12 protein-coding genes are annotated in these 13415 nt (G+C 59.7%); 7 read left to right on the top strand and 5 right to left on the bottom strand.

Annotated elements, in window-relative coordinates; all coding sequences use genetic code 11:
• Positions 1-165: 165 nt before the first annotated feature.
• The 5 genes from Q666_RS50615 to Q666_RS50595 all read right to left on the bottom strand — a co-directional run bounded on the left by Q666_RS50615 (position 166) and on the right by Q666_RS50595 (position 4843).
• Positions 166-1212: a TIGR01620 family protein gene (locus Q666_RS50615; RefSeq protein ID WP_023000682.1), complete on the bottom strand. Its 1047-nt coding sequence runs from the start codon at positions 1210-1212 to the stop codon at positions 166-168.
• Positions 1209-2723, bottom strand: coding sequence for a YcjX family protein (locus tag Q666_RS50610; RefSeq protein ID WP_023000683.1), 1515 nt, complete (start codon positions 2721-2723; stop codon positions 1209-1211). Before Q666_RS50610 ends, Q666_RS50615 begins: the two co-directional genes overlap by 4 nt.
• A gap of 46 nt (positions 2724-2769) precedes the next feature.
• Positions 2770-3294, bottom strand: a complete 525-nt coding sequence (locus Q666_RS50605; RefSeq protein ID WP_023000684.1) for a histidine phosphatase family protein — start codon at positions 3292-3294, stop codon at positions 2770-2772.
• Between the two features lie 61 nt (positions 3295-3355).
• Complete coding sequence (locus tag Q666_RS50600; protein WP_208993897.1) at positions 3356-3892, bottom strand: hypothetical protein; 537 nt, start codon at positions 3890-3892, stop codon at positions 3356-3358.
• Between the two features lie 105 nt (positions 3893-3997).
• Complete coding sequence (locus Q666_RS50595) at positions 3998-4843, bottom strand: MoxR family ATPase (protein WP_031269182.1); 846 nt, start codon at positions 4841-4843, stop codon at positions 3998-4000.
• 310 nt (positions 4844-5153) lie between these two features.
• Here Q666_RS50595 and Q666_RS50590 point away from each other — a divergent pair, with 310 nt between their 5' ends.
• From Q666_RS50590 to Q666_RS50560, 7 genes are all read left to right on the top strand, one after another.
• Positions 5154-6545 carry a flagellar hook-basal body complex protein gene (locus Q666_RS50590; RefSeq protein WP_023000687.1) on the top strand — a complete coding sequence of 464 codons (1392 nt, stop codon included), beginning with the start codon at positions 5154-5156 and terminating at the stop codon, positions 6543-6545.
• Positions 6546-6618: 73 nt separating this feature from the next.
• Entirely contained in the window at positions 6619-8472 is a 1854-nt protein-coding gene (gene flgK, locus Q666_RS50585) for a flagellar hook-associated protein FlgK (RefSeq protein ID WP_023000688.1), read from the top strand.
• A 13-nt stretch (positions 8473-8485) separates the two neighbouring features.
• Complete coding sequence (locus Q666_RS50580) at positions 8486-10021, top strand: hypothetical protein (RefSeq protein WP_023000689.1); 1536 nt, start codon at positions 8486-8488, stop codon at positions 10019-10021.
• Between the two features lie 270 nt (positions 10022-10291).
• Positions 10292-10585: a ribbon-helix-helix domain-containing protein gene (locus tag Q666_RS50575; protein WP_006932702.1), complete on the top strand. Its 294-nt coding sequence runs from the start codon at positions 10292-10294 to the stop codon at positions 10583-10585.
• A 113-nt stretch (positions 10586-10698) separates the two neighbouring features.
• Entirely contained in the window at positions 10699-11094 is a 396-nt protein-coding gene (locus Q666_RS50570) for a VOC family protein (protein WP_031269183.1), read from the top strand.
• A gap of 23 nt (positions 11095-11117) precedes the next feature.
• Positions 11118-11642, top strand: coding sequence for a twin-arginine translocation pathway signal (locus tag Q666_RS50565; RefSeq protein WP_023000691.1), 525 nt, complete (start codon positions 11118-11120; stop codon positions 11640-11642).
• A 17-nt stretch (positions 11643-11659) separates the two neighbouring features.
• A complete protein-coding gene (locus tag Q666_RS50560) occupies positions 11660-13231 on the top strand; it encodes a GMC family oxidoreductase (RefSeq protein WP_023000692.1) in 1572 nt (523 codons plus the stop codon).
• The last annotated feature ends 184 nt before the right edge of the window (positions 13232-13415 follow it).

Raw genomic sequence — 13415 nt, 5'->3', positions numbered from 1 at the left:
GTTAACGTCTCACCTGGCTATTATTGTTGTATTCCGAGAAAGACGCCACTGCTCGTCCGCAGAAACCTTAACGAATGAAACGTTTATGTGTCATCGGTAGAAATAGCAATCGATTTGGTTACGTTGTGCGTGTAACCATGCCGTGTATTAATTGAAATCTAAACTTTAAGACTTGTCGGCCGGATCTTCTTTTTTGGCAAACGAGACAAGCTCACCCATGAAGTCCGAGATGGTCGGTCCTGTGCCGGTCACGAACGGTGCCGGCCTGCAGACTGCAATTGCTGCAATGCCGATGCGGGCCGTGAGCAGTCCATTGACCACGCCTTCGCCCAGGCGGGCGGAAAGTCGAGCCGCCAGACCGTGACCCAGCACCTGCGAGGCAAGGCTGTCGCCTGCTGCCATGCCGCCGGTCACTGCCAGGTGTGCCATGACGTGTTTTGCGAGGCGCAGGAAGCCAAGTGTGCCGGGTCTCCCGCCGTAAAGGGCGGACAGGCGCCGGATCGTGCGCAGGTTCTCGAAAAGGACCGCCAGCAGATCGACCAGTGCCCGTGGGCTGACGGCCGTGACGATGGAAACGCGCTTTGCACTGTTCATCACGATACGCCGGGCTTCCAGGTCGAGCGGGCTGAGCAGATCGCGTTCGGCCAGTTTCACCAGATCCCGGCCGTCGATGACTTCCCGCATATGCCCTGCCAGCGCCTTGCGGCCCTGGGCCGTTTCGGGACGGTCCTTGTAGAGTGTGAGCAGTTCCTTCAGGCCGACTGATGCCGCCTTCGCGTCATCTGCTTCGGCCGCGCTCTGCAGCCGGTCTCGCAGGTGGTCTATTCGGCCGAGGCGCATGAGGCCCGCGATCTCGCGAATGACCAGGCCGAGCAGGCCAAGTGCCGCCAGAACGGCAAGAGCCACACCCAGCCATCCCAGCCAGTCGGTCCGGGCAAAGAGATCCCGTATCAGGCTGTCGACCGCAAGGCCGACAGCCAGCGAGACGAGGCCGGACAGGCCGATCATCAGCCACTTGCCGAACCGAAATCCGGATCTGGGAGTGCTGGCGGCGCGGGGAAGGCGAGGTTCCTCGTCGTCAATGAAGGCCTGGGTGACCAGGGCTTCGCCGGCCGAGGGCATCCTTGTTTCGTCATCGGTCATCCGCACCTTGGAATCATCGAGACGGAAGGCGGTCGGTTTGCGATTGGACGGGGGCTGGGAACCGGTCATGCCAGGCGATCTCCGATCAGGAATTCGAGGGCGCGGTCAAGCCGGATATGCGGCAGAGACAAAGTCAGGCCTTCTGCGGTCTTGTCGAGTTCCGGCGGCCGGAACCTCAGGAACTGAAGGTCTGCCTGAGCGGTTTGAAAGCTTGCTCGAAGTGCTTCAGAAACTGAGTCAGCTTGTCCAAAAAGTGATTCAGGGTCGTCCGGCAAGTCACCGGGAAACATGGCGATTTCGGTTTTTCCGTCGTAGGTGTCACCGTTCAGCCGTTCGCCCGGCAACGGTGTTCCAAGGATCGCAGGCAGAGCTTCGCCGCGATGTTTGACCGTTGCCTCACGCGTCGCACGGACCGCAGCCATGGCCAGCACTTCGACCTCCGCACCCTTGAATGTTGCCTTCTCTTCTGCTCGGGCAACCAGTCTCTTCAGGATCAGCTCCAGTCGGTCGTGATCCGATCTGTGCAGGTGGTCTGCCTTGGTCGCCGCGAACAGGATGCGGTCGATCCGTCGCGAAAGGATGGAGGACAGCCAGCTGCGTTTGCCCGGACGGAAAGCTCCGAGAACTTCGGTGAGGGCGGTCTCCAGATCGGCAATCGCATGCGGCCCTGCGTTCAGGGCATGAAGGACATCGACCAGCACGATCTGGCGGTCGAGGCGCGCGAAGTGATTACGGAAGAACGGACGTACAACGTGTGTCTTGTAGGCCTCGTATCGCCGCTCCATCATCGCCCGCAATGTGCCTGTCCTTGCCGGGGCGGCGTCTGCCGGAATGTCCAGCGGTGCGAAGGTCAGGGCCGGGGAGCCGTCGAGATCCCCGGGCATCAGGAAGCGTCCCGGGGGAAGCATGGACAGGGCGTGGGCGTCGGCTCTGCAGGCAGCCAGATAAGTTTTGAAATTTGCCGCCAGCTCTTGTGCCGCCGGTTCGCTTTCCTCCGCGTTCGCATCCGTGGCGACCAGGATTTTCAGAAACGGCGCGGCGATCTCCGCCCGGTTTTCCGCCCGGGCGCGCCGCATTGCCTCGGCGGAAAAGGTGGCATAGTCCTTGCCGAGAAGCGGCAGATCCAGCAACCACTCGCCGGGATAATCGATCAGGTCGAGATGAAGGCGGCCGGGACCAAGCTTGCGGTGGAAGTAGGAGGCGCTCTCATAGTCGATGGTCAGGCGCAGCTCGGAGACCTGACGGGTCGATTCCGGCCAGATACGCTCACTCACCAGGGCACGCACGTGCGCTTCATAGTCGAAGCGCGGCACGGCGTCGTCAGGTTGCGGCTGAAGCCTTGCGCCGGTCATTCTGTGCCCGGAAGCGGCGCTGAAGAGCGGCAGGCGGCCACCATGAACGAGGTTGTGCACCAGCGCGGTCAGAAAGACGGTCTTGCCTGCGCGCGCAAGTCCGGTCACGCCCAGCCGGACGCTCGGCACTGCCAGGTCGGTTGCCGCATCGGCAAGATTGGCCAGTGTCAGCCGGGTTTCTTCTGCAAGTGTCGTCAATGGGTTCACAAGGGCCTCCAGCGCGTTCATGTAGGCGCAGGCGGGAACAAGTACAATCCGGGACTCGGCTGATGCTCTAGTCGAGGTCTTCCTTCAGGTCCCGTGGTTTGACGAAACGTTCCAGATGGCCGGTCTTCGGCTGCAGCTCCGACCAGTCGGCAATGTCGAAATCGATCACGGCAAGAGCGCCAGTCGGAAACTTTTCCTGAATATCGGCAATCGCGTCGCTGGATGCCGTGCCGCTGAGGCTCAACGCCGTATCCTCGGTTGCCGGGTTATGGCCAATGACCATGAGGTTCTGGGCCCGGCCACCATAGCGGCGGATCAGCCCGACATAGTCGTCTTCGCTTTGCTGGTAGAGGTCGGACACCAGGTGGATCTGTGTTTCCTGTGTGAGGGTCGGCAGAAGGCGGGCCAAGGTTTCCCGGGTCCTCTGTGCAGTAGAGCACAGGATCTGGTTGGGCTGCAGGCCCTGTTCCTTCATGTAACGGGCCATCTTGACGGAGGCGGTCTTGCCGCGGCTGTTCAGAGGCCGGTCGATGTCGGCCAGGTTCGCGTCGCCCCAGTCTGATTTAGCGTGTCTGAACAAAAGGAGCCGCATTGTCTTTCCTGGTTCCTTGAAAGTGGAAAGTGTGCCGGCGGGTCAAAAGCCGGACTGCCGGTCAGTTCTGGTTGGCAAGCGCCATGGTGAAGGCGGTTACTGCCGGTCCGATCTCCACTTCCTGAGTCGGCAGCGTGTAGGACAGCCACAATGTATAGTCCGATGTGGTACCGGAAAAGTACCACATCGTTTCGCACAGGCTTGTCGGCGTCCAGTTGCGGGTCCGGAAGGAGATGCCGGAGGCGGCTGCGCCCGTCAGCTTGATCGGTTCGAATCCGGCTGCCTTGTAATTGCGGGAAAATGTCAGCGCTTCGCGGCGGCCGGTGCCCTGCAGGTGCTTGCGCAGGACAGCGGTAATGCCGTCGCGGCCGGTGTAGATGCATCCCGCCTGGCTGACGGCATCACCCTCCATCACCTTGATGCGGTAGTAATCGCCGATCATGTCGGGGCAGCGCAGGCCGGTGAAATGGCGCAATCCGCCGACATCGCTTTGCCAGCCTGCGTCCTTTTCGGGAGGCACTTGTGCAAGAACAGGCCCGCTCGCCGCTATCGGCAGCGTGAGCATCGCCAGCACCAGAAGAGCGGTGGCCTGTTTCACCAAGTCAGTCTCCTTGTCACCCCGACCCGAAGATCGCGTTTTGCCCGGTCCGCCGCCCGGGCGCTCAGCCTCGACCAGCTTTCACGTTGAGGCAGGTCCGGATCTTCAGGACCGTTCCCGCCGCGCCATGAATGCCAGGCGTTCGAACAGGTGCACGTCCTGTTCGTTCTTCAACAGCGCGCCATGCAGCGGCGGTATCAGTTTGGAGCTATCTTGTTGACGAAGGGTTTCAGGATCGATGTCTTCGTTCAGCAGCAGTTTGATCCAGTCGATCAGCTCCGAGGTCGAGGGCTTCTTCTTCAGTCCGGGGACGTCGCGTACGTCATAGAAGAGGCGCAGTGCCTCCGACAGGAGCCGTTGCTTGATGCCGGGAAAATGCACTTCAACGATTTCCGACATGGTATCGGCATCGGGGAACTTGATGAAATGGAAGAAGCACCGGCGCAGGAAGGCGTCGGGCAGGTCCTTCTCGTTGTTTGATGTGATGATGACCACCGGGCGCTGCTTTGCACGGACGGTTTCACCGGTCTCGTAGACGTGAAACTCCATGCGGTCGAGTTCCAGGAGAAGATCGTTCGGAAACTCGATATCGGCCTTGTCGACTTCGTCAATCAGCAGAACCGGCCGCTCTTCAGCGTCGAATGCTTCCCAGAGCTTGCCCTTCCGGATGTAGTTGTTGATGTCCTTGACGCGCTCGTCACCGAGCTGGCTGTCGCGCAAGCGCGATACGGCGTCATATTCATAAAGGCCCTGCTGAGCCTTGGTGGTGGATTTGACATGCCATTCGATCAGCGGGGCTTTCAGGGCGACCGCAACCTGTTCGGCGAGCACGGTCTTGCCGGTGCCGGGTTCACCCTTGATCAGCAACGGCCTCTCCAGGGCGACTGCGGCGTTGACCGCGACCCTCAGGTCTTCCGTGGCAATATAGCTTTCAGTTCCTTCAAAGCGCATTTGGCCGTCCGTTTTTCCTAGGTTGGCCGCAAGGTGGCAGGCCGCGCGCAGCTGTGCAAGCCCGTAAAAGGCAGGAGTGCCGGCGCACGGCAATTTTGAACATCTGCCACTGGCCAGAGCGGAAGTTTTTGCCTGTCGGGTCGTGACCTGCCGGGTTCTTTTTTCCGCATCTGGAAAAGGAAAATTTCCTAAGATTATGAAATAAAACGATAAATTATGTTCTCGTCAAACTGGCACGGCCTTTGCGGAGGAAGGCCGATTATGGGCGTAAGCCCGCGTCGCAGTGCCCGATCTATAAAGAGGACCGCAAATGGGTATTTATGGGGCTATCAACTCGGCTGTCTCCGGACTGGCTGCGCAGGCTACGGCTCTGGAGAATATTTCCGGTAACGTCGCAAACTCGCAGACGACCGGTTACAAACGGCTCGACACGACCTTTTCGGATCTGGTTTCCGGGGGTGGGTCCAAGCAGGCCCAGCAGGTTTCCGGAACCACCTTCGCCACATCCCGCGCCACCAACACCGTGCAGGGTGATATCACGTCGGTCGACGTCGATACCTACATGGCCATCAACGGCGCTGGCTATTTCGTCGTGACCAAAGCGTCCGACGTGGTCGACGGCTCGACCACCTTCGCAGATGAGACCTACTACACCCGCGCCGGTGACTTCGAGCGCGACAAGGAAGGTTATCTGATCAACAGTTCCGGCTATTACCTGCAGGGCTTCCCGCTGGACCCGAATACCGGAAATGCGATCGGCGACAACCCGGCCGTAATCCAGATCGAGAACCAGCCACTGGCAGCATCCGCCACCACGACTGTGGACTACCAGGCCAACCTGCCACGGGTTCCCGCGACTGCCGACTATGATGGCACGGATGAAACCACTGCCCTCCTGAACGCTTCGGTTGGTGCCGGCAACGTTGCCGTTGCAGACGAAACCGACTTCCTGAACAGCTCCATTTCCGGCGGATCCACAACGATCTATAATCAGAACGGTACGGCGATGAACGTCGAAATCCGTTATGCCAAGACCGCGAACTACGATGCTGGCCCGCCCATCGTTGAGGACGCCTGGTCGATGTATATCGGTACTGGCGGCGATGCGACCGATGCCTGGTATGATGTTGGTACCGTCCAGTTCGACGATACCGGCGAGATGACGACCCTGACCGCCGGTGCCATGGCCGGTTCCGCAGTGAACGGTACGGGCGACGGCTTTACAATCTCCTCGCTGACCATCGGCGGCACGACGGCAACAGACGTCGAGTTCTCCTTTGCCGACGGCTCCCTGACCCAGTATTCCGACAAGGACGGCAGGGCCAGCTCCGTGTCGCTGGATCCGGATGGCTATCCTGCAGGTGAGCTGATCGGGGTGGCTGTAGACGCTTCCGGCCGAGTCATTGCCAGCTATTCCAACAATCAGCAGCGTCCGGTTTACCAGATCCCGCTTGCGACGTTCGAGGCCGAGCAGGACCTGCAGCGCGTTGACGGTGCCGCGTTTGCGGCAACGGCCGGATCGGGAGACGCGGATCTTTCCGGAGGCGGGCAGATCCTGGCCAAGAAGCTGGAACTCTCCAACGCCGATATCGCGGACGAGTTTTCCAAACTGATCATCACCCAGCAGGCCTATTCGGCAAACTCGAGGATCGTCACCTCAGCAGACGAAATGCTCGACGATGCCCTGAATATGGTCCGGTAACACCGCCTAGGCCGGCGGGGCACTGACCCGCCGGCCACCTGGCCTGGTCGCGTATAAGGAAGGAGAAGCCGCCATGGGTCTTACAAGTGCCCTGAATACCGCGGTTTTCGGAATCACCTACAATCAGCGTCAGCTGGACGTCACCGCGTCCAACATTGCGAACGCGGATACGGCCGGCTATTCGAAAAAAATAATTTCGGCGAATGTCTACTTCGACGGCAACGGCAACGTCGCCGGAATGAATGCGACGGAAGTGCGCCGGATTGTCAACGAGCAGATCCAGTCCGACTATTTCAACTCTCTCGCCGACACCAGCTACTCCCGGCAGATTGCGGATTTTACCGACCGTCTGGACGATATCTTCGGCACGATCGACGACAAGAGTTCGTTGTCGTCCCTTGCAGGCAATCTTTCAGCTGCACTTGCCGGCCTGGTAAACGATCCGGGCAACTATGCCGTTCAGAAGGATGTGGTATCGGCCGCCGAAGCTTTTGCGCGCGAAATCAACTCGTCCTATGAGCAGATCGCGGACCTGCGCCAGGAAGCGGACAACGCACTTGCTTCCCAGACAGATAGCGTGAATGGCCTGCTCTCAAGCATCGAAGACATTGACGAGGCGATCCAGAACGCGACCCAGTCCGGTGTTTCGACCGCCGACATGGAAGACGAGCGCGACCGGCTGATTGAGCAGTTGTCCGGTTATATCGACATCGACGTCACCAAGAACGACAACAATTCCATTTCCATCCGTACCGCAAGCGGGGACCAGCTTTACGCAGACGGCCAGGCATCGACGCTGACCTTCGATGCCACGCATCTGCTGCAGCCGGGCCAGGCAGGCAACTCGGTGATGGTGAGAACGCCAGGCGGCACCCAGTTCGATCTCATCGCGTCGTCGAAATCTGGTTCGATGCAGGCAACTGCTGAACTGCGCGATGATATCCTGGTCGAGGCGCAGACGCAGCTCGACACGATTGCTGCCGAACTGTCACTTGCCTTTTCCAATGTGAATGTTGAAAGCACAGCTGCGACCGTCGGTCTGGACAGCGGTTTCGATCTCGATGTGTCCGCGCTTCAACCGGGCAACACGATCACGCTGGATTACACCGACAGCAGCGGCAATCCGCAGACAGTCACTCTCGTGGCCGTGGACGATCCCGCACTGCTGCCGCTGGACAACTCCGCTACGGCAAATCCGGGCGACACGGTCTTCGGTATCGACATTTCCAGCGGTGTTCCGGCAACCTATATCACCAACATCACCGCAGCGCTTGCCGGTACAGGTCTTCTGGTCAGCAATGACGGGTCGGACAACCTTCGGGTTCTCGGCGACAACACGGCGCCGACCAGCGTTGAAAGCCTGAGTGCGAATGTCACCGTGACGGCGAATTCCGATCAGGGGTTGGGACTTGCGATCTTCGTTGACCAGCGGGCTGGGACGGACCTCTTCACCGATGCGCTTGAAGGCAGTGGCCAGCGGCTCGGCTATGCCTCCGGAATCAGCGTTAATCCGGATCTTCTGGCCGATAGCGCGCTTCTGGTGAACTATCAGACCACGCCGACACCGAATACGACCAACGATCCTGCGCGTGCGCAGTTCCTGTCGGATGCTCTCAGCGTCGGCACGAAACACTATGACCCGGGCTCGGGTATCGGCAGCGCGTCGACACCGTTCCAGGGAACGCTGCTGGGTTTTGTCAACCAGACCGTCGCGTTTCAGGGCAACCAGGCGGAAGACGCAGCCACATATGCGGATTCCAAGGAAGCGCTGACCATGAACCTCGCCATTCGTTACGAGCAGAGCTACTCGGTCGATCTCGACGCCGAACTGGCCTTCATGGTTCAGCTGGAAAACGCCTATGCGGCCAATGCCCGCGTCATGCAGACCATCAAGGAACTCTTCGAAGAGCTCCTGAACATCGTTTAAGGTTGGGTGCGTTATGGCAGTTTCGAATATCACTACCTCCCGGACTTACCTGACCCGCCAGCTCGGCGAGCTCAACGATCTGCTGGCAAGCAAGACAACCCAGCTCGCCAGAGGCAAGGTCGGTACCACATACGGCGAAGTAGGCGACCGCCGGCTTCTGGACATTCAGCTGACCCAGAAAGTCAGCATGATCGAGAGCTACCAGGACACCATCACCATCGCCAATTTGCACCTGCAGACGTCGACCATGTCGCTGGAGCGTCTGGAGGATATCCGGCAGGACGCGAAATCCGCGCTCGATACCAACGATTTCGTGCTGCAGGACGATGGGCAGACGCAGACCCAGTCCCGCGCCAAACTGCTGTTGAACGAAGCGCTCAACATCCTGAACACGGAAGTCGCCGGATTTTACGTCTTTGGCGGCACGGATGCCGTTCAGGACCCGGTTGCCAAGATCGATGCCATTCTGGAGGGGGCGAACGGCCGGGACGGGCTGAAAACCGTCATGAGCGAGTATTCCCAGGCAAATCTGGGTGCCGGCAACAATGGCCGCACATCGACCTCCGCGCTGACAACCAACTACGCCGGCCCCGTGCCAACGGATTCCACCTTCACCATTGCCGAAGATGGTGCACATGATTTCGGTTTCGACATCGCATCGGTTGCCTCGACCCTGACCAACGTCGCGATCACCGGGCCTTCGGGCACTGATCCGGACAGCTTCGACGTTCAGTTCACCGGTCAGCCGGAACTTGGCGAGACCATCACTGTGGAATTCTCCCTGCCGCCAGATCACAGCGAGACGATTTCCATCGAGCTGACGGCAGCAAACAGCACGGCTGAAGACGGAACCTTCGCGATCGGCGCCGATCTTGAGGAAACGGCGCAGAACCTGCGCGATGCCCTGGAAGCGGAGATCGAGCACCAGGCTCAGACAACCCTTCGCGCCGTGTCGGACGAATGGGCTGCAGAAGAGTTCTTCAGGACGTTCGGCGGGGAAGAGCCGCAGCGGGTCGACGGACCTCCCTTCGACAGCGCAACCGCGCTGATCGGTGGCGGCTCGACGACTGTCGCCTGGTATACGGGCCGCAACACGGCCACTGACGATCCTCGCACGGACAAGAACGCGGTGATCGACAGCAATCTCACGGTCAGCTACGGCGTTCGGGCCAATGAAACACCGCTGCAGGAACTGGTCCAGTCGCTTGCGGCTTTCATTGCCGCGGATTTTTCGGGCGGCTCGACGATCGACGAAGAGTATTACAATACCCTGTCGACCAACCTGCGCACGACCTTGCAGCCGCCAGGTGTCGATCAGTCCGGGATCACCGATATTGCCACGGACATTGCCATCACGCATCGGACAGTGTCGCTGACCGATGACCGGCACGTGCAAATGAAGAGCAGCTACGAAGGCACGATCGCGGATATCGAGGGAATCGACCAGGATCAGGTCGCCGCCGAGATCCTGCAATTGCAGACCAATATCGAGGTTTCCTACAGGGCCTCGTCGATCGTGTTCAATCTGACCCTGTCCGATTACCTCTAGGATCGCCCGGAACTTCCGGCTTTTCCCCGGGCGGTCTTCGCTCACGGCTGCCTGGACTGCCGGTCAGGGCCGGGAAAGGCCTTGAAATATTCCCCCTTTGGGGAAACACTCTTCTGGTTGCCTTTCTTCCCGACGGATATCTTCTGGTGTCCAGTTCCAACCGGTTTGCCGCCGGGGCCTTTGGCAACGGCGCGTTCTTTTCATTATCCCTTTTCAAAAAACAGATCGCGGCATACCGCGTAAAGATCGACACCATGGGAGGGAGAGCCGATGTGTCACGTATTTGCCGGACAGGATCCGGAACGCTATGCCAGCCAGACCCGGCGGTTGCGGCTCAACGGACAGAGCACGAGCATCCGACTGGAAAATTCCTTCTGGGCAATTCTGGATCAGATTGCTGCATCGGAAGGGGTGACGACACCGCATTTCATCTCGACGCTGCATTCAGAAGTGATCGAACTGCGCGGTGAACCGAAGAATTTCACATCGCTGTTGCGTTGCGCCTGTCTGAAGTTCCTCGAGATTTCGTCGAACCAGCACGCGGCTTCGATTGCCGCTGAATGACATTTTGCGCTGCAGCGCAAGTTTTACCGCTCGCAGTATAAGCATACTACCCGGGCGATAGTTGCCACGCGCTACGCTTCCGTCATGCAAATACAAGCAGAGCGGAGTAACGCGTGGCGAAAGCAATACATTCTATGATCCGTGTTCTGGAAGAGCACAGGTCTCTTTCCTTTTATGAAAAAGCATTCGGGCTGACCGTAGCGGATCGTCTGGATTTTCCCGATTTTACCCTGATCTACCTGCGCAACAGCGACTCCGGCTTCGAGCTGGAGCTGACCGTCAACAAGGGGCGGACAGAGCCCTATGACCTGGGCGACGGCTATGGGCATCTTGCGTTCAGTGTCGATGACCTCGACAGCGAACACGCACGCTTCGAAGCAGCAGGTCTCAATCCAAGAAAACTGGTCGATTTCGCACCGGCGGGAGACGTCATAGCGCGCTTCTTCTTCGTTGCGGATCCCGATGGCTATCAGATCGAGGTGCTTCAGCGCGGCGGTCGATACGAATGAATTGAATTGAACGGGAGGAGAGCATGAAAACCGAAAACAGTCCGAGAGGTCTGACCAGACGACAGCTTCTGGCCCGGGCGACGGCGGCAGGCGCTGCCTTCGTCACCGGGACCGGATTTCTGGCAGCAAGGGACGGCGCCTGGGCGACGGAGCTGACGGCACTCAAGCCGGACAGTTTCGCGACGCTGGTGCAGATGGCGCGGGACATCTACCCGCACGACCATGTCGGCGACGAATACTATGTCATTGCCGTCAAGGGATATGACACGCCCGACCACGCCGAGGATATCGAGGCCGGTATCGAGGCCCTGAACGGAGCAGCCCAGGGGAGAGGGCATGCTTCCTATCTTGCGATCGGCTGGGAACGTGACAGGGCGGACCTGCTGCGGTCCATGGAGGACAGCCCGTTCTTTCAAAGGGTCAGGGGCGGACTGGTAACGGGTCTCTACAATCAGAAAGCAGTCTGGCCGCTGTTTGGCTACGAGGGAGCTTCCTACGAACTGGGCGGCTACATCGACCGGGGCTTCAACGACATCAACTGGCTTTGAGCCTTAGGGAGGAAACCATGGCTGCACCATTTGACCTGAATGACGACACGGTTGTCGTCGTGATCGGAACGGGCGCCGGTGGCGGTGTGCTTGCCAACGAGCTGGCGCAGAAGGGCGTAAGTGTCGTGGCTCTGGAGGCGGGCGGACGCTATCTTCCGGATGATTATGTCAACGACGAGTGGGAAAGCTTCGGGCAGCTTGCCTGGGTCGACCCCAGAACCACGTCTGGCGACTGGCGGGTTGCAAAGGACTTTTCCGGCCTGCCGGCCTGGATCGTCAAGGCCGTCGGGGGGACCACCGTTCACTGGGCCGGGGCGTCGATCCGCTTTCAGCCACATGAGTGGAAGGCGAAAACGTCCTACGGCAATGTCCAGGGAGCCAATCTGCTCGATTGGCCGCTGGATGCGGAGGAAATGGACCCCTGGTACACGCTTGCCGAAACAAAACTGGGCGTGACGCGCACAGGGGGGCGGGCAGGACTGCCGGGCAACAACAACTACCTGGTGTTCGAGAAGGGCGCCAAGGCGCTCGGCTACAAGGAAGTCCATACAGGCCGGATGGCCATCAACTCGGCCGACTATGACGAGCGTATTGCCTGCCAGCAGACCGGTTTCTGTTTTCAGGGCTGCAAATGGGGAGCGAAGTGGTCCGCCGCCTACACGGATATTCCGCGGGGCGAGGCAACCGGAAATCTGGAAGTTCGCGACCAGGCCCATGTCGCACGAATCCTGCACGACGATGCAGGCAAGGTGACCGGGGTCGAATATTTCGACAAGGACGGCAATCTGCAGCTTCAGAAAGCCCGTGTCGTCTGCGTTGCCGGCAATTCCTTCGAAAGCCCGAGGCTGTTGCTGAATTCAGCGTCTTCCATGTTCCCGGACGGTCTTGCCAACAGCTCCGGCCAGGTCGGTCGCAATTACATGCGCCATACCACAGGCTCGGTCTATGCCATTTTCGACCAGCCGGTGAAGATGTGGCGTGGAACAACGATGGCGGGGATCATTCAGGACGAAGCCCGTCACGACCCGTCCCGCGGCTTTGTCGGCGGATATGAACTTGAAACCCTGGCTCTTGGACTGCCGTTCATGGCGGCGTTTCTTGATCCGGGGGCGTGGGGCCGGGAATTCACAAGTGCGCTCGACGGTTACGAGAACATGGCGGGCATGTGGATCGTCGGTGAGGACATGCCCCAGGAAACCAACCGCGTCACGCTCAATCATGATGTGAAGGACAGCTTTGGCCTGCCGGTGGCGAACGTCCATTTCGATGATCATCCCAACGACGTCGCAATGCGCAATCATGCCTACAAGCAGGGGATGGCCATCTACGATGCCGTCGGGGCGACCCGGACCTTCCCGACGCCGCCTTACCCGTCTACCCACAATCTGGGCACCAACCGGATGTCGGAAAATCCGCGGGACGGGGTGGTCAACCGCTGGGGGCAAACCCACGACATTGCCAATCTGTTCGTGTCGGACGGGTCCCAGTTCACCACGGGCGCTGCCGAAAACCCGACCCTGACGATCGTGGCACTAGCCATCCGTCAGGCCGATCATATCGCCCGGGAAATGAGTGCCGGCAATCTGTAGTCCCGTGAGGGCCGGCTTCCGGAAGGCTGGGCTTTCAAAGCCCGGCCAACGCGGAGGTTCTGATTGGATTGCCGGGAGCGCACGGGGCCGGTGCTGAATATCTCATGGCTGCAAATCCTGCCCGCAGCTTGAGGACCCGCTGATCTCCGGTGGAGGCTTCCTCCGTTTCTGCCGGAGGAGGGCA

This window comes from Labrenzia sp. C1B70 (genome assembly GCF_000475395.1).
Taxonomy (GTDB): domain Bacteria; phylum Pseudomonadota; class Alphaproteobacteria; order Rhizobiales; family Stappiaceae; genus Roseibium; species Roseibium algicola.
This window is presented reverse-complemented; position numbering and strand designations above follow the sequence as displayed.